This window comes from Fimbriimonas ginsengisoli Gsoil 348 (genome assembly GCF_000724625.1).
In the GTDB taxonomy this organism is placed as follows: Bacteria; Armatimonadota; Fimbriimonadia; order Fimbriimonadales; family Fimbriimonadaceae; genus Fimbriimonas; species Fimbriimonas ginsengisoli.
In genome coordinates this window covers 427,974-445,477 of record NZ_CP007139.1, presented here as the reverse complement: position 1 = coordinate 445,477, position 17,504 = coordinate 427,974, and the positions used below count along the sequence as shown (strand labels likewise).

The following is a 17,504-nucleotide window of genomic DNA, read 5'->3' as shown; positions in this document are numbered from 1 at the left end:
GCAAGATGGTGATAAGGCCATGAAAACGTTTCGCCACTTTTTCTTTCTGATGTGCTGCCTGGTATTCGCCTTCGGGTGTGGAGGAAGCTCTTCTTCCAGCGGCGGGCCAGTGGGAACCGACAACGTTCCGGTCTACATCACCGATGCCCCCGGCGACTATTCGCATGCTTGGATTACAGTCAAACAGGTTGATTTGATCGGTAAGAACGGCCCTGTAACCGTCTACCAAGACGCGACCGGGCAGACCATCGATCTGGTCACCCTCGCCGGCACGATCAAGCAGCAGTTCGCTCTGCTGGGGATTGCCAATGTGCCGGCCGAACGTGATCGCGCCATTCGAATCACCCTCGATCAGAACGTAACTCTCGTGCCGACCGGTTCGTCGACGGGTACGAGTTACGTTTTTGCCGGCAGTTCCGGAGGCGTCAAAGTCTTCACGGTTTCGACCCGAGGCGAAGGCCGAAAGGGAGTCATCGCCGATTTCGACCTCTCGAACTGGAGAATCGTCGGTGGCCAGGTTGTTGCTTCCGCTAAAGGGGGCGATGAGTCGAAGCTAGGCGAAGGCACCCATGTCCGCCAGCATTTCCGCGGTTCGGTGGCAAGCCTTGCCGGTACGGCTCCAACCCTCACTTTCGACCTCGTTCATGGGCACGACAAGCTGCACGTCTCCACGACCGCGGATACGGTCTTCTCCAATGAGGACGGTTCTCCCAACCCGACGCTGCAGAACGGCGCCGAGGTGATGGTCGAAGGTACGTTCGCCGAGGGAACGTTCAGCGTCACCGCGACGGCGATCGTGATCGCCTCGAGTGAGCATCATGAGCCGGTATTCGCGCGCGGTCTCGTGCTGTCCGTCGGCGGCGATTCGTTTACCCTTTCGCCCCAAAACGTGGAAGGATTCCATCCCGCTTCGACGGAGATTCACGTCTTCACTCCGGCCGGTACGATGTTCCTTCAAGACGGAGTCTCCATGTCGTCAACCGACTTTTATGCCGCGCTCGCCGCGGGCTCGGACGTGATGGTTCACGGCACTTACAATGCGGCAAACAATACGTTGACCGCCTCGCACGTGAATCTCGTTTCACACCACGAAGGAGATCATCGCCATCATCTTGGCGTCGCCGGGCCTATCTCCGTTCTGGACTCGCACGCCGGTACGTTCGACCTGACCATTCAGCGATGGGAAGGGATGGAGATGCACGCGGGCGACGTCGTCCATGTGGTGACGAACGAGCACACCCGTTTCGATGGAGTCAACCTGGCCAACCTTGAAAATGGGGCGGTGCTGCAAGTAGCCGGCGACCTTGACGGAACAAACCTGACCGCCACGTTAGTGAAGAACGGACACCACGAGTAAACAAATCGGTCGCCCTTTAAGAACCGTGGTGGCTGGAGCAGAAGTTTCCGATCCACTACGGTTCTGCCCCGTCGGACACGCGCGCGGGCCGGCCGAATTTCGCTAAATTTGTTCGTTGCGACAACAGTTGCGCCTGGGAGCAAGTATAGTCGCGGGGTGAGCGACGTTCTTCGAATGCTTCAAGCTCTGGCGGATCCCACTCGGTTTGCCGTCTTCGAATGTGTGCGAGGCTGCGGAGGCGCAAGTCTCTACGATGCATTGACTGGCGAGTGCGATGCTGGCGCTCCCAACAGCATTGCGGCATGTACCGTACGTTGCCGCGTTCCTTGTTCCCCGAGCAGTCTCTCAAGGCATTTGGCCGTCTTGCGAGAAGCCGGTCTCGTTGTTACGGAGCGCCGTGGACGAGAGCAGTACGTGCAAGTGGTTTCTTCGGCAATCAATACCCTCGAACAGCATTTTGGAGCGGGCCGCGGGTGTTGTTCGGCCGTGCCGTCACCCTCTCGGGAGACAGTAAGCGCGTGATCTGGAATCATTTCCGGTTGATTGCCATGGCTGCGATTGCGTCGCTATCGATGACCGCGCTCGCCCAAGAGCGACCGCCTGGCCTCAAGGATCCGGGTCAGCTTCCGCCGAATCGCCCCCTCGCCGTCCCCACGTGAACTGGGTGACCCGGTGAGGGAAAGTTCCTCGGTTCGGGGGACATTGCAAGCAAATGGAACTTAACGCTTCGCTACGTAGACACGAATGCAGATCGGCCGCGGTACCGCGCCAATCTTTTTTACCGAGTAACACCGAGGTTCCAAGCGGGCGTCGAGTGGAATCCTGGCGTCCACGAGTTCAACCCCGTAGCGAACTGGATCGTCACGCCCGAGACCGAGAGGACACCGTTGGTGTCGCTAGGCACCTCGAGCGACCGGATTTTCTCGCCGCCGCACAAGCAGGCTTACTTCGTCACGTTTGCCAAGGGACTACCACGCTACAAACTAGGCCCTTATGTTGGGGTCAGTTATTCCGAATGGGAGCGAAGACTCCTTTTCCCATTTGGTGTCAACGTGCAGCTCGCTTCCCAGTGGGATCTGCTGGGAATGAACGACGGCCGAAATTCGCACCTTTTGCTCACCTACAAGCTACCAAGCACAAACGTGAGCATCATGCTGATCAAAATGCGGCGCGTTGGCATTAGTATCGGCTTTTCTTTCTAGCACTAATCCCATGTTACTAACCAGCCTCACTCTTGCCGCTTTGTTCGTCGGTCATCAAGATTCGCCGGTCGCCATCCCTAAGGCCGATTTGCCAAAGAAGGCGACTTGTGCGGTATGCGAAGCGAACGGCGCCGGTCATGAGGAGGAAAAGCCGGCGGCCGGCGCAAGATACAAGGGCCTCAACTACTACTTCTGCAGCGCTAAGGAGATCGATGAGTTCAAGAAGGATCCCGAGGCATTCGTGCCTCCGGTTTTGCCGAGACCCGCATCTGCGCTAAAAGCAGTGGATATGACCGGACGGGCCGTGAGCCTTGAAGCAAACAAGGGAAAAGTGATGCTCGTAGACTTCTGGGCGACATGGTGCAAACCGTGCGTGAAGAGCATGCCGGCGCTCGATGAATTGTATAAAAAGAACTCGGATCGCGGACTCGTGGTTCTCGGAATAAGCATCGATGAGGACGCCAAGAAAGTGCCGGCTTTTCTTAGGAAGAAGCCGGTGAGCTATTCGATCGCGGTCGACGACCTGAAGGAGCCAACTTGGGCCGCTTATAAGGTCAGAACGGTGCCCGCGTTATTCCTTATCGACCGGAACGGTCAGATCGTCGCCCAATGGCGCGGTGAGCCAAAAATGAAGGAAGTGGCAGAAGCAGTAGAGAAGGCTCTCACCGCAAAGTGAGTTCGAACTCTAGTAGGCGAGTCGCTCCACCCAAGCCGGAACCCGCACCTCACCCTTCGGTTCGTCGTACGGAGGGGTGAACGGCTTGATATCGATCACCGGCGAGCCATCGATCGCGTCGAGTCCTCGAACGCGGATTTTCGTGCCCTGAACCGAAAGAATTTCGACCGTTGCCAACCCGACCGGGTTGGGGCGTTGCGGTCACCGGCAGGCGAACATGCCTATCATCGGTACGTTCGGGTTCCCCTGAGGACGAGTCTGGGAAAAAGCTTTCGTTTGCTCGCTCAACCAGTACACGACGATCAAATGCGAATAGTCGACGAGACCTTCCAGCCAGGACTCGAAGCCGGCACGCAATTCGATAACCGACTCCACAAGCTCAAAGCCCCCGGTCTGCTGATCTGAGACCCGTGAACGTACCGTTCCAATCGGCTCGATACGAATCTGCCCTTCCGCGGTGACGGGTTCGATGGGAAGCTCTTCCATTTGATCTCATTGGTCAGTTTACGCTCAGTCGAGCCAGTAGCGAGAAAATCGATATACCCATAGGGGTATAGTGGGACATGGACGCGGAATCACGCAAAGCGATCGACCGTCGGCTAGCTCGGGTGGAAGGGCAGGTGAGAGGGCTGAGGAAGATGATCGAGCAGGGAGAATACTGCTGCGATATCCTCACTCAGCTCAATGCCGCCCGATCCGCCCTGGACCATGTCGGAGCCGAAATTGCGACCAGCCACGTCCGATCCTGCATCGTCGGTCACGGGTGTGAGACCGAGCACGACAAGGCTAAGTCGATGAGCCAAGAAGAGCTTTTCGACGAGCTGAAAGTCACCCTCTCACGCTTAGTCCGCTGACGTATACCCTACCCCGTATTTGACGGAAGGTACGACGATGAAAACAACCGAGCTAAAGATTGAAGGAATGACCTGCGCCTCGTGCGTGAGGCGAGTCGAGAATGCGCTGAGCCAGGTTCGCGGCGTGTCGGAGGCGAACGTCAACTTTGCCACCGAACGCGCGTCGGTAACCCACGGCGTCGATATCGACGCCGACTCGCTCTCGAAGGCGGTAAGCGCGGCCGGGTACTCGGCTAAGCCCCTCCACGCCAACGATTCGGAACACCACCACCATGGCGGCGGCGAGGATCACTCGGCTCACCTCGCCATGGAGTCCGAGGAGCAGCAGCGATCTCAGCGGCTAAACCTGATCGTGGCCGTGATCCTCACCGTTCCGGCCGTGGCGCTGTCCATGGCGTGGCCCATGAGGCCGGAGTGGGCGAACTGGCTTCTCTTTGCCCTCGCGACCCCGGTCGTTTTTTGGAATGGCCGTCAATTCTTCCAGATCACCTGGAAGGCGGCGAAGCATGGGGCGGCGACGATGGATACCCTCATCGCCATGGGTGCCGGGGCGGCCTGGGCGTACAGCACATACGCGCTCCTCACCTACCGGGGAATGAGCCAGAGCGAGCACGTCTACTTTGAGACCGGCGCCGTCATCAGCACGCTCATCCTCTTGGGGCGGTACCTAGAGTCGCGATCGAAGAAGCGAATGTCCGGCGCCATCCAAAAGCTCATGGGCCTCGCCCCCAAGACGGCGACCGTGATCCACGAGGGTGGTCACGAGATGGAGATGCCGATCGAAACGCTGAAGGTGGGCGACCGTCTTCGCGCCCGCCCGGGAGAGAAGATCGCCGTCGACGGCGTGGTCGTTGAAGGCGAGTCGTACGTCGATGAATCGATGCTGACCGGAGAGCCGGTCCCAGTTAAGAAAAGTGTCGGCGATACCGTAACCGGGGCGACCGTCAACACGAATGGGGCACTCATTTACGAAGCACGGCGGGTCGGCAACGACACTGCGCTAGCCCAGATCGTGCGAATGGTGGAGCGAGCCCAAGGATCGAAAGCGCCGGTGCAAAAACTGGCCGACCGCGTCTCCGCGATCTTCGTACCGATCGTGATCCTGATCGCATTTGGCACATTCGTTTACTACCGAATGGCGCTCGGCGCAAGTTGGGACGCATCGTTGCTCCCGGCCGTTGCGGTGCTCGTCATCGCCTGTCCATGCGCGCTTGGCCTCGCGACGCCCACCGCGATCATGGTCGGTACGGGCCGCGGCGCCGAGCTCGGGGTGCTCATCAAGGACGGAACCGCGTTGGAGCACGCCGGCGCCATCAAAACGGTCCTCCTGGATAAGACCGGGACCATCACGAAGGGACGTCCGAGCCTTACCGATTTTGTCGTTCTCGATGGAAGCGAGGAAGGGAAGTTCGCCTCATGGGTCGCCGGAGCCGAGGTCCCATCGGAGCACCCCGTAGCCAAGGCGATCGTGGACGGCATCCGAGCCAAAGGGTTCGAGCCGGGGAAAGTCGAGCGTTTCAAAGCGAACGGAGGCAGCGGCGTCGAGGCGATCGTCGGTGGTAACGCGGTGCTCGTGGGCACGCGCCGGCTCATGACCGACTGGGCGCTGGAGATCAAGCCGGAGGTCGAGCAGCATATGCAAAAGCTCGAAAGAGAAGGGAAGACCGCCATGCTCTTCGCGGTCGACGGGGTCGTTTCCGGCATCGTGGCGGTTGCGGATGAGGTAGGCGAGCACAGCGCCAAGGCAATACGAGAGCTTCGAAAACTCGGCTTGCTTCCCGTTATGGTCACCGGGGACAATCGGGCAACTGCCGAGGCGGTGGCGAAGCAGGTTGGCATCGACACCGCGGAGGCCCAGGTTCTCCCCTCCGAAAAGGCGGCGATCGTGGTAAAGCACCAGGCCTCCGGCCCGGTCGCAATGGTTGGCGACGGGGTGAACGACGCTCCCGCGCTAGCTCAAGCCGATCTCGGCATCGCTATCGGAGGCGGAACCGACGTCGCGATGGAAACCGCCGGGGTCACATTGCTCGGCAACGACCTTCGGGGTGTCGCCACCGCAATTCGACTAGCCCGCGCGACGCTGAGCACCATCCGCTGGAATCTCGTGTGGGCGTTTGGTTACAACGTCGTGATGATTCCGCTTGCGATGACGGGAAAGCTCAATCCGATGTGGGCCGCCGGAGCCATGGCCCTGAGCAGCATCTCGGTGATCCTGAACTCGCTACGGCTAAGGCGATTTCGCTAACCACTGGAAGGCAACTGCTTCCAACGATCCGGCTTTTGCGAGAAAGCCCAGTATAGATAGTCGGTGTCGACCGCCTCACCGCCGAGTTGGTCGACGAGCTGCGCGATCTGCCCGCGATGATAGAATGCGTGTCCGACGAGCTGGACGATCTGCCCTTCGATATTCCAGCGGTAGCCGCCGCCTGAGGAAACCGGGAAGTCAAAGTCCACGTCCAGCTCCGGTTCGCTTAGGTTGGCGAGGTAGTCCGTCCACCGTGATTCGATGGCATCGAAGCGGGGGCGGAGGTCGGCGAGTTCGGCCTTCTCCGGCCACCAGTCGGTCTGATTCACGCCTCCGTCGATCATACGGTCCAGCCAGTTCTCCCGGCAGGCCGCAAGATGGGCCGCGAGTACCACCGCCCGCTGGAATCGTTCGTCCTCCCGGACGCCCTCGGGTACGGAACCGAGCATCTCCAGCATCTTCTCGTTGCACCACTTCTCGTGCTCGTACCACTGCCGATAGTTCTCGATGCTGGACATACAACGATTATATTGACCTCATGCGATGCGGCGAATTCCTCGCGGACCCTAGGCGAGGACCGGCCGCTCGTCTTTCTTCGGGCCGAAGGCAAGGAGCAAGCCGGCCGACAGAGCGGCGGTAAACGCGCCCATGAAGAAGGGGGCCGAAGGGCTCACGCGACTGAAAAGCGCCCCCGCGATGAGGCTTGCCGGCAAGGCCCCTAGTCCCAGCAGCATATGAAATGCGCCGAGCTCCGCGCCGCGGCGATCAGCGTGGGCAAGGTCGGCGGCAAAAGCTTTTTGAGTTCCTTGCGTGAACGTGTAGTACAGGCCGTAGGCGACGAAGAGAGCCCAGGCAATACCGGGACTTGAAGCCAGCGCGAAGCCGAGATATACCAGGGCGAATATGGTCCACCCAGCCACGATCAGCGGTTTGCGGCCTACTTTATCGGAAAGGCCGCCCGCTGCGTAGCCGAGCGTTGCTTCCACCACGTTGAAGAGGGCATACAAGAGGAGCATCTGATCGGCTCTGACACCCATCGTCTGTGCCCGAAGCAAGATGAAGGCGTCGGACGAGTTTCCTAGGGCGAAGAGGCCGATGATGAGGAGGTAGCGGCGATAGCTAGGGCTCAACCCCGAGATGGAAAAGGCGGCCGATCCCTTAATCGCCTCGCCTGTCTTGGCTCGCTCGCGGACGACGGTTACGAGCACGACCACGCCAAGAACGGCGGGTAGAAAGGCCAAGAGGTACAGGCTGCGGAACTGTCCGGGAAAGCGTTGGAGGAAGACGTAGCCCATGAGCGGCCCGAGCACCGCGCCCGTGGTGTCCATCGAGCGGTGTAATCCGAAAGCCCGCCCGCGGTTGAGCGGCGAGGTCGTGTCTGCGATGAGGGCGTCGCGCGGGGCGGAACGGATGCCTTTACCGGCCCGATCGAGGAGTCGAGCCGCCAGCATCACTCCCCATGGACCGGCGAGGCCGATCATCGGCTTAGCGACCGCGGCCATGCTGTAGCCCGCAACCGTAAGAGGCTTGCGCTTACCCACCCGGTCGGACAGCCGGCCTGAGTAGAGCTTCAGTATGCTGGCCGTGCTCTCGGCAGCTCCTTCGACCAGGCCCACCGCCCAGGCCGGCGCTCCCAGCACTTTAGTGAGAAACACCGGGTTAAGGGGGTAGACCATCTCACTGGAGAAGTCCGTAAGGAGACTTACCAGACCCAGCGCCTTCACCGTCGGGCTCAGGCCTTCGGTGGTTGCTTCGCCGCTGGCTGGCTGGATTTCTGGGCTGGACATCGGTGCAGCCCGATTATAGGTGGTTACCCGCCCGTCCCTTTTACATAAGGAAGGGATGGCCAACATTCGTAGGGTATGCAGCCCCGTCAGGCCCGACGATGGACGAGGGGGTTGGAATACTTCAAAACCCCTTTAGGAGGTCGGTCAGCGTCTTGAGTTCGGCAAGGTTGGCCGACGACAGGCGTTGCAGAACGTCTTTCCCTTGGTCGGTCAGCGAAACGCGAACCGTGCGTCGGTCCGTAGGATCGTGCTCCCTCATGACCACCCCGGCTTGCTGGCATCGATCGATGAGACCCACTGCGGCATGGTGGCGGATCTGGAGCGCCTCGGCGATCTCGCCGACGGAAGCCCAATCCCGGCCCGGTTGCCCCATAACCGCCAGCAAGACCTGGTGCTGCTGGGGTGTGAGACCGACGGCGCGCGCTCCTTGCTCGGTGAAATGGAGAAAGCGCCGGAGTGCCGTCCGGAAGGCGAGCAGCGATTCGTAGTCGGATTTTGAAATCTGGGTCACGACTTAATATATCGCATTAGGATATAATTTGGAGGCGAAAGATGAAAAACAAGCCGATCGAATCGAAGCATGCCGTGGTGGAAGAGGAGCTGGGCGATTTCACGACCGACCGCAGCGTTATCAAGATCTCGCTGATTGCGCTCGGTATCGGGTGTATGAGCGCGCTGATCGCCTTCGTGCTGCTCCGCCTGATCGCCTTCTTTACGAATCTCTGCTTCTTCGGCCGGCTTTCCATAGCTGAGGCGACCCCTCAGCAGAGCCATCTCGGCCCTTGGATCATCGTCATTCCCGCCATTGGAGGATTGGTGATCGGTTTCATGGCGCGGTACGGATCGGAGAAGATCCGCGGCCACGGAATTCCGGAAGCCTTGGAGGCGATCCTGATCGGACGAAGCAAGATCGAGCCGAAGGTTGCGGTGCTGAAGCCGCTCTCCTCCGCGATTTCGATTGGGACGGGCGGCCCATTCGGCGCGGAAGGGCCGATCATCATGACCGGCGGGGCGTGCGGCTCGCTCTGCGCCCAGTTCTTTCATCTCTCTTCCGCGGAGCGGAAAACGCTCCTCGTCGCCGGAGCGGCGGGCGGAATGTCCGCGGTGTTCGGCACCCCCGTGGCGGCCGTGCTCTTGGCGGTCGAGCTCCTGTTATTCGAGTGGAAGCCCCGCAGCCTGGTACCGGTCGCGTTTGCCAGCATCGCTGCCTCGGCGCTCCGAGTTCCGCTGCTCGGCCAAGGGCCGATCTTTCCGGTCACGCCACATGCCGCGCTGGGCGCGGTTGGACTCGGCCTCGCTTGCGTGCTGGGGCTTCTTGCCGGATTCGGTTCGGGACTGTTGACGAACATGGTCTACGGGTTTGAAGATCTCTTCCCGAAGATCAAGCTCCACTGGATGTGGTGGCCAACGATCGGCGGCTTATTCGTCGGCCTTGGCGGCTATATCGATCCGCGTGTACTCGGCGTTGGGTACGGAACCATCCACGCCTTATTGAACGGTCAGATCCTCGGAGTCGCGGCGCTAACGCTTCTCGTAGGCAAAGCCGTCGTGTGGAGCGCGTCGCTCGGATCCGGAACCTCGGGCGGCGTCTTGGCTCCACTGCTTATGATGGGTGGAACGATGGGAGCCCTAGTCGGGCAATGGCTCCCGGTGGGTACCCCCGGGTTGTGGGCTGCGGTTGGAATGGCGGCGATGATGGGAGGAACGATGCGCTCGCCGTTTACGGCGGTAGTCTTCACGCTCGAGCTCACGAACGACATCCGAATCACGCCGGCTCTGCTCATCGCGACGATTGCGTCGGAAGTGGTGACCGTTCTCCTTCTGAAGCGCTCGATCCTTACGGAGAAGGTCGCGCGTCGGGGACACCACCTCACTCGCGAGTACGTGGTCGACCCGTTTGAGATCCACCGGGTTGGGGAGATCATGGTCAGGGAGTTCGCCACCATCGACTGCGACGTTTTGTTGAAGGACTTGCGGCGACCGGACTTTGCCGATGCGGCTTGGTTTGCCGAGCGACGGGCATTGCCGATCGTGGACGCTTCGAACCGCCTCGTGGGGATCATCACTCAAGGCGACATGCTCAACGCCACGGAAGGGACCCAGGAGGAACCGGTTACCGTGCTGGAGGCCGGATCGACCGACCTCGTCGCGGTGACGGAAGACGACGTTCTTCAGGAAGCTGTGTTTAAGATGCTCCGGAAAGGGGTCGGCCAGCTCCCGGTCGTCAGCTCCAGCGACCACGAACGAATGATCGGGTACATCGACCGGGCCAGCGTCATGAGTGCCCGGATGAAGTGGTACGAGGAGGAGCACTTGCGCGAGCGGCACCTCGGATTCGGATTCGCGAACGGAAAGGGGTAGCTGTTAAAGCCGCCGCGACCAGATCCGCCCGTTCTCGTCCGCCCAGGCGGCAATGCTGCCCGCCTCCGAGGAGGCGATCACCGGATCGCCTCCGCTTCCGAGCGAAGTAACGGAATTCCCCTGAAGCGTTCGGACTTCACCTTGGTGAAGCCACACGGCGCTGGTTCCGCTCTTGGTCGTCGCGACCCACGGCTGAGTGCCCTCCCCGAGGTCGATTTCGGGCTGACCGGGGACACAGGTAAATACATGGCCATCCCGCCGCCAAGCGGTCGTAACGCGCCCGTCGGCCTCCACGGCAAGGGCGCCTCCGTCCATCGGGCATGCGTTCAGCGGCCATGTACCCGCCCCTAGCTTTTGAGCGGCGTCGAAGGTTCGCCCGCCGTCGACAGAGGTGGAAAGGTACATATCGCGCGAACCGCCGAGCCAGTTGCGGAACATTACATAGAGCTCACCCTTCGGACCGAACGCCAACGAGGGATGGCAGCATTCGCAGACATGCCCGTCAGGCGACCGGTAGACCCGAAGGTTTTTCGACCAGGTCGCTCCGGCATCGTTCGAGGTCGAAGCCCAAATCTGGGTTCCCCCTTCTCGAAGATCGAGCCAAGCGGCAGCCAGCTTGCCATCGCCGGAGGCCGCCATGGCATGCAGCCCCTCGCGAGCGGCGCCGGGGACGTCGCTAATCGGTGCGGGCCCGCTCCAGGTCCGGCCGGAGTCGGTAGAGCGCCAGGAAAGCAGCTCGCCGTCGCGGCCGCCTCCAGTCTTTCCATAAACGGCCGAGACGACGACCACTCCATTCGCAACTGCAATCCTAGGCCCCCGACGCATTCCTAGCGAGAGACTTCCAGGGGTATTCAAGGCTACGGGTGGCGAGTAACTTTGCCCGCCGTTCTCGGAGGCAACGACGAACAGCCGGTCTTTGTTGCCGCAAGCGACAAAGACTTTACGCCCGGAGACCGCCACCTGAGGCTCGCGCGCCAAAAACCCGGCGGGAGTCACGAGCACCGGCTCCGACGGGGAGGAAAGGAAAAGGGAGAGGAGAAGCAGGGAAGGCATGAAAGTCAAAAACCGTGCGTCGATCGCGGAACGTTTCCAAGTAAATCGAGGACGCCCCGGAATATTTCGGCGAGTTCCTTGGCTTTACCGCGGCCCAGATAGTGAAGGAACAAAATCCTGGGCTGCTCCGCGAGCATGTGGCTGTGCACCGCGCAGACTTCCACCCCGGAAGATCGCAGGTGGCGGATGACCGGATTCACCTCGTGTCCCAGCATCGCCACGTCGCCGGCGACCATGGCCTTGTCGGGCGTTCCAACAAAGGTGGCCCAAGTGTTCAAGCCGATTGCGGCAGTCATTTCGGCCCCCATTTCCGTGATATGGAGATCGCTGCGCCCAACCGTGTACTTATATGCGGGGCCATTGACGACGCCGGTTTTACCGACGATCGCGTCGAGGCCCGGGAGATCGAAAATCTCTTTCGCCGTCTTGGACGGTGGATTTGGTTTGGGCTGATTGGCGGGGGAAATTTTCGTCGTCGAGATCGCCTTTGCGTATCGTTGCGCGAGATCCTCGGGCGATCCGGTCCCATGAACGTGCATGAAGAAAATTCTCGGCTGCTCGTAGATGAAATGGTTATGGATGGCTCCTACCTCCAACCCGTTGGCCTCTACGGAGTCGATAAGGGGATTGATCTCCTCTTCCGTGAGCACGTTGTCGCTCATAAAGACGGCCTTTCCCCCTTCCTGCATGTTCTTGAATGCGGCCCAACCGCCGAACCCGAGGGGAATCGGAACGGCTTCACCTCGAACGACCACCTGGAGATCGTTGCGAGGAAGAGCGACCACGTGGGTTGCCTGAGCTTCGTTGTAGGCCCCTTTTTTCCCGAGCGCGGCATCGATCGCGGCAATCTCCGTTGCCGTTAACGGCGGGGTCGCTTTCTTTACGGGCTCTTGAAGCCTCGCTTCGGCTATCCCGAGCCCGAAGGCGGAGGCCGCTCCGAGCGCGGTACCGGCCCGGATTAAGTGTCTTCGGCTAATCGAATATTTGTCCATCAATACACCTAGATCGAACTGTAGCAGGTGGGACGTCGCCCGGACCTTACGAAAGCTTCTTCCGCGGACGGACGTTTTCTCCGCCGTTTGACTCTTTCCGGAGGACGCTGATCTGCCCGTCTCCTTCCATATAGGCGGCTCGGACGCTGTTGACATCGTCTACCCCCTCCTCACGAAGATGAGCCATGAGCTCGTCGACGGTAATCAGCTCCTGTCGCATATTGCGCCGAAGCATCTGACCATTCTTTATGAGGAGGAGGGGCGGAGGCTCGAGCAGGCGGTCGATCGCCTTGAAGTGATATCCCAGCCAATCCATGGCGTAGTTCCAGAACGTAAGCGTGAGGACCAGCAGCAATCCATCGGTGATCGAGTGGTAATCCGCCGACACCCGTTTTGCGACGCATCGGCGATCAGCACGATGAGCAGGAGATCCGCGGTGGCGAACGTGCCCGATTGCCGCTTGAGAATCAAGCGGAGGATCACGAAGAGCGAAAGGTACATGACCGTTCCGCGCAAGATGATCTCAAGCGGCGAGACGCTGGGGACGAAGGCGGTATGCCAATCGATATTCCACTTCACTCAGGCAAGATACACCTGCCTGAACGAGGCCGGGGCTGCGACTCCTTCCCTTAGTGGAACTTGGCCAGCTTCACGTTTTTCTTGCCAAGGGCGTGGGCGAGGTCGACCATGGCTTGGTTGGTGATGCGATGGTAGTCGGCGTCGATCGGCTCGCTGAACTTGGCGTCAATGTCGTCCATCACCTGCATGTGAATCTGGTGGCTGAGCGCCTTATCGAGCATGAACTCGGTGTAAAACGTACCGTCCTTATCCAGTCCGGCGCCGACCAGCGCGGCCCCTAGAGCCGCGCCCTTGAGGGGACCGGCGGGCAGCTTGACCTTAGCCTTAGTGGCGATCTTCAGGGCGTCGTCGACGGCGAAGTCGAAAACCTTCACCCAGGGGACGCTGCAGCCGGTTGGCGATTCTGTAAAGCGGGAGGGAGACGGACGCCGTTTCATCCACCTGGCGTGGTGGGGAACTCAGGATGGCCACCGTCAGATGTTCCGCCGGATCAAGCTGTTTTTCGACCAGGTGCAGGCCCTGGATACAACGACCGCCGTCAATGAGGTCGCGATACGCGGTCGAGATAGCAAGGGCTTACCTGCCTGCGCCCGGGCGGGCGTCCTGCCCAACTTGCCCGAATAGGTCCAAGATAGTTTTAACTACTCGTATTTGCAAAGTTGGCATATCCTAAGTTAATGGCACGACGCGCCTTCACGCTGATCGAACTTCTCGTTGTGATCGCGATTATCGCGATCCTCGCGGCAATCCTTTTCCCGGTGTTCGCTCAGGCAAAAGCCGCGGCGAAGAAGACTGCCTGCCTCAGCAACACCAAGCAGATCGGTTTGGCCGCTTACATGTATGTCACCGATCACGACGGGATGTACCCGCAGGTGAAGCAGACCGACGCCCAGCCGGACGTTGACGATGCCGACGGTTCGATCGAAGACCCGGATTACGGTTCCGTCTTCGCGATCATCTACCCCTACACGGGTGGCGGAACGATTACCGGAGAAGACGTTAGCAAGCAGAAGATCTTCTCTTGCCCGGCCGACTCGAACCCCTGGGGGAAAGGTTGCGACGTGATCAATCCCGCCGCCCCGCCCCTCGCCAGCTACCTCATCAACGGGTACTACGTTTGGGGTCTTAACGAGTCGTCGATCGACAAGCCCGCATCATCCATCTACTTTGCCGAGCGGCGCAGCGAAGCGGAAAATGGGGCCGACCAGTTCTGCGACGACATCTACCATCCCTGGTTTAACCCGAGCAACCCGGCAGCGCCCGAAAACGAGATGGACCCGTTCACTGGCGCCATCGCCACCCACCGGCACCTGGGCCAATCGAATTACGTCTTTGCCGAAGGGCACGTCAAGAGCCTTCCGTGGAGCCAAACCTACTCGGCCACGGTCAATCTGCACAGTCCCAAGCAGCCGTAACGGGTATCACCCGTTCAATGCGAATCCTATTGACGGGTGCGGGTGGAAATATCGGACGGGGCCTTGTGCCGTTGCTTACGGCGCAAGGCCACGATTTGGTGCTGTCGGATCTAAATCCGCTCCCCGACGAACCGCCGTTCGCTGGCTTGCCCTTTCACCAACTCGATATCCAAAACGGTTTCGGCCTGGAGAAGGCGGCGGAGGGCGCGGACTCGATCGTCCACACTCCGGCCTGGCACGGAATCCACTGGCGCGCAAAGACGGAGGCCGACTTCTGGCGGCTCAATGTGGACGGGACATTTTGGGCCTTTCAGGCCGCCCGCTCCGCCGGGATCTCGCGTTTCGTCTTCTTGAGCTCTCAGGCTTGGCACGGGCATTACGATAAGTACGGATTCACGAAACGGATCGGAGAAGAGCTATGCGAATACCACCGGCGTGTGAACGGAGTCCGCTACGTGGCCGTTCGCCCCGCCGACCTGACCCCGTGGGGAGACAATTGGGTGAACCGGTACGGCGCCCGGCTGCTGTACGGCGGCGTCGATCGAGAAGATGTATTGCATGCGATCGAGCGGTCGGTCGCTTTTCTTGCCGGTGATTTGGCGGGCGAGCCCGAAGGGCTCATTCTTGACGCGGTTCGGCCGAACGCCTTCGATGAGACGCAACTGGAAGGCTGGGAGGCGGATCCGTACGGCGCCTGCGAACGGATATTCCCTGGTTCGTCAGATCTTGTCAGGCAGTACGAGATCCGCATCGGCCACAAGCCATCCGTTCTCAACTCCTTCCTGGGTTGGACCGAAACCGGGTACCAGCCGAAGCACCATTTCGGCACTTTCCTAGCGGAGCTTCGCGGTCTGGACGAAGCCGTGGTCCATGCCAAGCGGTGCCCTTATTAGCGGTAGCGCCATCCTCATTCGAGGCCGCTTCCGCGGATATCGCCCTAAGATGTAAAGTTAAATAATGGCGAAAGATGGCTACCGCATCCCTTTGCAGGTGTACGTGCTTTGGTGCCCAAAGCTCAATGCCGACGGGCTGGATGTCGCAAAGGGAGCCGCAATTTCCACCGAGCTTTACGCCCTTCTCTGTCGCGACATCGACGAGCCGCTGACGCGAGGGATCGGTATCCCTACCTATTTCAGAAGCGTGCCCGGCCCGGGGCTCGATATGCCCCTTGGCATCGATTTCGATGGGGCGGAATCGATTTGCGTCATTGCCCTCATCGACTCCGAAATGGTGATCGACTCAAAATGGTCCGCCTACCTCACCGAGATCCAACGCCGGATCGCTGCCTCGGGAGGGCGTCACGGGTTCGTGCCCGTCGCTCTCGACGCTTCGGCGATCGGTTACCTGCCGATAAAAAATCTGAATAGCGTCCGATACGATCTGCAGAAGGAGAACGCGTCGGCTTTCCTCAGGATCTCGGTAACCCACGAGCTTTGCCGGATGCTCGATGCCAACAGTGAACCAGGCAAGCCGGGATCGGCGATCCGTATCTTCATCAGCCACGCTAAAAAGGATGGAAACGAAGAAGCGAAACTGCTTAAGGAGCGGATCGAAGAAACCCACGCGGACCGGTTTTTCGACGCGGTCAGCATAGCGCCCGGCTATGAGTTTGCCAAAGAGATCGAGGACGGTATCCGCGGTTCGACCGTGATTGCGCTCGTCACCGACCGCTATTCCTCGCGACCTTGGTGTCGCAAGGAGATACTGCTTGCCAAGGCGTATCGACGTCCTATCGTTGTCGTCGACGCACTCGAAAAAGAGGAGCTCCGCAGCTTCCCGTATCTAGGCAATTGCCGGGTTCTGCGGTGGACCGAAGACGCTTATTCCATCGTCCTCGCCGCGCTCTCGGAGACGTTGCGATTTGAGTATCAGCTTCGCCGGTTAGGCGAGCTCACCCGCATTGGCCGCTTTCCAAAGAACGCCCGGCAACTGTTGCGAGCTCCTGAGCTGCTGGATTTCAAGGGTCTCGGCTCGGGTAACTCCAAGGGAGCCAAGAAGCCGGTGGTCTATCCGGACCCCCCGCTGGGAGTGGAGGAGACCGACGCCATCCGCGAGTTTTGTCCGACGGCGGAGTTTCTCACCGCGACCGCGCCTTGGCCCGAGCCCAAGCTGGAGGGCAAGCGGGTCGGAATCTCCATCTCGGACTCTCCGGATTTGGCCGCGCGGGGGCTGAGCCCGAATCACCTGACCGATGCGACCTACGAAATTGCGAGGAATCTGCTTGCCTTTGGAGCGAAGCTAGGCTATGGAGGAGACCTCCGCAAAGCCGGATTCACGGAGCGGATGGTCGAGTTCGTCTACTCCTTCGAAGGCGAAGTCGATCCGTCGTCGTTAACGAATTACGAGGCTTGGCCGGTGCATACGTTCGGCAATCGGCAGCGTCTGGCGGAAGTGACCAATTTGATTACCGTCGAGATGCTGCCCTTGCCGGACGACGTTCAGGGATCGCCGGCGACTCCGTTGGATCCGCTAAAGCCGGAAGAGAGATACGTCCTCGCCCGCTGCTTTACCGAGATGCGACAGCGGATGCACCGAGAAATTCACGCCCGGGTCGTGCTTGCCGGCGCGTCGACCAAGTACACGGGGAAGATGCCGGGGATCTTGGAGGAGATTCTCATCGCAATCGAAGGAGGCGCGCCCGTGTATCTCATGGGCGGTTTCGGCGGCTGCGCCGGGGTGGTCGCTGACGGGGTAAGGGGAAGGGCTCCCGTGGAGTTGACGATGGATTACCAGCTAGAACATAACCCCGGCTATCGAGCCTTCGTGCCTTTCTACGAATCGAAAGGGAATGCTCCTATCGACTACCCGGCATTTACGACGAGGCTTCAGACCGCCGGCCCGGGAGGGTTGAACAACGGGCTGAGCGAGTCGGAAAACTTGCGGTTGATGGAGTCGAGCGATCTCGACGAGATCAATCACTTGATCCTGCGGGGGCTTTCCACGAGATTTCCGTCTTGATGCGTTAGATACAGCGTGGTGTGCT

The 17,504-nt window shown here is 60.2% G+C and carries 18 protein-coding genes and 2 pseudogenes; 11 read left to right on the top strand and 9 right to left on the bottom strand.

The features are described from left to right. The first annotated feature begins 19 nt into the window (after positions 1–19). From OP10G_RS02065 to OP10G_RS23810, 4 genes are all read left to right on the top strand, one after another. Positions 20–1,357: a DUF5666 domain-containing protein gene (locus OP10G_RS02065; RefSeq protein WP_144240951.1), complete on the top strand. Its 1,338-nt coding sequence runs from the start codon at positions 20–22 to the stop codon at positions 1,355–1,357. Between the two features lie 518 nt (positions 1,358–1,875). Further along, positions 1,876–2,016 (top strand): hypothetical protein, encoded by a 141-nt coding sequence (locus OP10G_RS27110; protein ID WP_227625036.1) that lies wholly within the window; start codon positions 1,876–1,878, stop codon positions 2,014–2,016. A 231-nt stretch (positions 2,017–2,247) separates the two neighbouring features. Beyond that, positions 2,248–2,559 carry a hypothetical protein gene (locus tag OP10G_RS02055; protein ID WP_038472360.1) on the top strand — a complete coding sequence of 104 codons (312 nt, stop codon included), beginning with the start codon at positions 2,248–2,250 and terminating at the stop codon, positions 2,557–2,559. A gap of 10 nt (positions 2,560–2,569) precedes the next feature. Then, positions 2,570–3,235 (top strand): redoxin family protein, encoded by a 666-nt coding sequence (locus OP10G_RS23810; RefSeq protein WP_025227551.1) that lies wholly within the window; start codon positions 2,570–2,572, stop codon positions 3,233–3,235. Between the two features lie 9 nt (positions 3,236–3,244). On the opposite strand, the pseudogene OP10G_RS25555 reads toward OP10G_RS23810, so the two are convergent. Then, positions 3,245–3,424 (bottom strand): annotated as a pseudogene (locus OP10G_RS25555) (TrmO family methyltransferase domain-containing protein); the annotation flags it as partial. Positions 3,425–3,436: 12 nt separating this feature from the next. After that, entirely contained in the window at positions 3,437–3,721 is a 285-nt protein-coding gene (locus OP10G_RS23805) for an SAM-dependent methyltransferase (protein WP_052547469.1), read from the bottom strand. A 77-nt stretch (positions 3,722–3,798) separates the two neighbouring features. On the opposite strand from OP10G_RS23805, the gene OP10G_RS02040 reads away from it, so the two are divergent. Beyond that, the gene (locus OP10G_RS02040) at positions 3,799–4,089 is read left to right on the top strand and encodes a metal-sensitive transcriptional regulator (RefSeq protein WP_025227552.1); all 291 of its coding nucleotides are present in this window, start codon (positions 3,799–3,801) and stop codon (positions 4,087–4,089) included. Positions 4,090–4,126: 37 nt separating this feature from the next. Continuing rightward, positions 4,127–6,334: a heavy metal translocating P-type ATPase gene (locus OP10G_RS02035; RefSeq protein ID WP_025227553.1), complete on the top strand. Its 2,208-nt coding sequence runs from the start codon at positions 4,127–4,129 to the stop codon at positions 6,332–6,334. Here OP10G_RS02035 and OP10G_RS02030 read toward each other — a convergent pair. The 3 genes from OP10G_RS02030 to OP10G_RS02020 all read right to left on the bottom strand — a co-directional run bounded on the left by OP10G_RS02030 (position 6,331) and on the right by OP10G_RS02020 (position 8,632). Then, entirely contained in the window at positions 6,331–6,852 is a 522-nt protein-coding gene (locus tag OP10G_RS02030) for a DinB family protein (RefSeq protein WP_025227554.1), read from the bottom strand. The genes OP10G_RS02035 and OP10G_RS02030 overlap by 4 nt on opposite strands. A gap of 48 nt (positions 6,853–6,900) precedes the next feature. Beyond that, entirely contained in the window at positions 6,901–8,121 is a 1,221-nt protein-coding gene (locus OP10G_RS02025) for an MFS transporter (protein WP_025227555.1), read from the bottom strand. A 121-nt stretch (positions 8,122–8,242) separates the two neighbouring features. Next, positions 8,243–8,632 (bottom strand): MarR family winged helix-turn-helix transcriptional regulator, encoded by a 390-nt coding sequence (locus OP10G_RS02020; RefSeq protein WP_038472358.1) that lies wholly within the window; start codon positions 8,630–8,632, stop codon positions 8,243–8,245. A 41-nt stretch (positions 8,633–8,673) separates the two neighbouring features. On the opposite strand from OP10G_RS02020, the gene OP10G_RS02015 reads away from it, so the two are divergent. Further along, positions 8,674–10,482: a chloride channel protein gene (locus tag OP10G_RS02015; RefSeq protein WP_025227556.1), complete on the top strand. Its 1,809-nt coding sequence runs from the start codon at positions 8,674–8,676 to the stop codon at positions 10,480–10,482. Positions 10,483–10,485: 3 nt separating this feature from the next. Here the strand turns inward: OP10G_RS02015 and OP10G_RS02010 are convergent, their stop codons facing one another. From OP10G_RS02010 to OP10G_RS01995, 4 genes and pseudogenes are all read right to left on the bottom strand, one after another. Beyond that, the gene (locus tag OP10G_RS02010) at positions 10,486–11,535 is read right to left on the bottom strand and encodes a sialidase family protein (RefSeq protein WP_025227557.1); all 1,050 of its coding nucleotides are present in this window, start codon (positions 11,533–11,535) and stop codon (positions 10,486–10,488) included. A gap of 5 nt (positions 11,536–11,540) precedes the next feature. Beyond that, positions 11,541–12,527 (bottom strand): DUF1259 domain-containing protein, encoded by a 987-nt coding sequence (locus OP10G_RS02005; protein ID WP_038472356.1) that lies wholly within the window; start codon positions 12,525–12,527, stop codon positions 11,541–11,543. Positions 12,528–12,573: 46 nt separating this feature from the next. Then, a pseudogene (locus OP10G_RS27770) lies at positions 12,574–13,106 on the bottom strand (DUF421 domain-containing protein). 50 nt (positions 13,107–13,156) lie between these two features. Next, complete coding sequence (locus tag OP10G_RS01995) at positions 13,157–13,543, bottom strand: hypothetical protein (RefSeq protein ID WP_144240950.1); 387 nt, start codon at positions 13,541–13,543, stop codon at positions 13,157–13,159. On the opposite strand from OP10G_RS01995, the gene OP10G_RS27765 reads away from it, so the two are divergent. The 4 genes from OP10G_RS27765 (at position 13,434) to OP10G_RS01980 (ending at position 17,479) form a co-directional block, all read left to right on the top strand. After that, positions 13,434–13,730 (top strand): DUF5990 family protein, encoded by a 297-nt coding sequence (locus tag OP10G_RS27765; RefSeq protein WP_227625034.1) that lies wholly within the window; start codon positions 13,434–13,436, stop codon positions 13,728–13,730. The two genes, OP10G_RS01995 and OP10G_RS27765, sit on opposite strands and share 110 nt — an antisense overlap. A 53-nt stretch (positions 13,731–13,783) precedes the next feature. Next, the gene (locus tag OP10G_RS23800) at positions 13,784–14,521 is read left to right on the top strand and encodes a prepilin-type N-terminal cleavage/methylation domain-containing protein (protein WP_025227560.1); all 738 of its coding nucleotides are present in this window, start codon (positions 13,784–13,786) and stop codon (positions 14,519–14,521) included. A 17-nt stretch (positions 14,522–14,538) separates the two neighbouring features. Then, positions 14,539–15,414 (top strand): NAD-dependent epimerase/dehydratase family protein, encoded by an 876-nt coding sequence (locus OP10G_RS01985; protein ID WP_025227561.1) that lies wholly within the window; start codon positions 14,539–14,541, stop codon positions 15,412–15,414. A gap of 64 nt (positions 15,415–15,478) precedes the next feature. Then, positions 15,479–17,479 (top strand): TIR domain-containing protein, encoded by a 2,001-nt coding sequence (locus tag OP10G_RS01980; RefSeq protein ID WP_025227562.1) that lies wholly within the window; start codon positions 15,479–15,481, stop codon positions 17,477–17,479. The last annotated feature ends 25 nt before the right edge of the window (positions 17,480–17,504 follow it).

Excerpts from the sequence above, each read along its gene's own strand:
- OP10G_RS02065 (WP_144240951.1), top strand. The coding sequence starts at position 20 with ATGAAAACGTTTCGCCACTTTTTCTTTCTGATGTGCTGCCTGGTATTC.
- OP10G_RS23810 (WP_025227551.1), top strand. The coding sequence starts at position 2,570 with ATGTTACTAACCAGCCTCACTCTTGCCGCTTTGTTCGTCGGTCATCAA.
- OP10G_RS23805 (WP_052547469.1), bottom strand. The coding sequence starts at position 3,721 with ATGGAAGAGCTTCCCATCGAACCCGTCACCGCGGAAGGGCAGATTCGT.
- OP10G_RS02040 (WP_025227552.1), top strand. The coding sequence starts at position 3,799 with ATGGACGCGGAATCACGCAAAGCGATCGACCGTCGGCTAGCTCGGGTG.
- OP10G_RS02035 (WP_025227553.1), top strand. The coding sequence starts at position 4,127 with ATGAAAACAACCGAGCTAAAGATTGAAGGAATGACCTGCGCCTCGTGC.
- OP10G_RS02030 (WP_025227554.1), bottom strand. The coding sequence starts at position 6,852 with ATGTCCAGCATCGAGAACTATCGGCAGTGGTACGAGCACGAGAAGTGG.
- OP10G_RS02025 (WP_025227555.1), bottom strand. The coding sequence starts at position 8,121 with ATGTCCAGCCCAGAAATCCAGCCAGCCAGCGGCGAAGCAACCACCGAA.
- OP10G_RS02015 (WP_025227556.1), top strand. The coding sequence starts at position 8,674 with ATGAAAAACAAGCCGATCGAATCGAAGCATGCCGTGGTGGAAGAGGAG.
- OP10G_RS02010 (WP_025227557.1), bottom strand. The coding sequence starts at position 11,535 with ATGCCTTCCCTGCTTCTCCTCTCCCTTTTCCTTTCCTCCCCGTCGGAG.
- OP10G_RS02005 (WP_038472356.1), bottom strand. The coding sequence starts at position 12,527 with ATGGACAAATATTCGATTAGCCGAAGACACTTAATCCGGGCCGGTACC.
- OP10G_RS01995 (WP_144240950.1), bottom strand. The coding sequence starts at position 13,543 with ATGAAACGGCGTCCGTCTCCCTCCCGCTTTACAGAATCGCCAACCGGC.
- OP10G_RS23800 (WP_025227560.1), top strand. The coding sequence starts at position 13,784 with ATGGCACGACGCGCCTTCACGCTGATCGAACTTCTCGTTGTGATCGCG.
- OP10G_RS01985 (WP_025227561.1), top strand. The coding sequence starts at position 14,539 with ATGCGAATCCTATTGACGGGTGCGGGTGGAAATATCGGACGGGGCCTT.
- OP10G_RS01980 (WP_025227562.1), top strand. The coding sequence starts at position 15,479 with ATGGCGAAAGATGGCTACCGCATCCCTTTGCAGGTGTACGTGCTTTGG.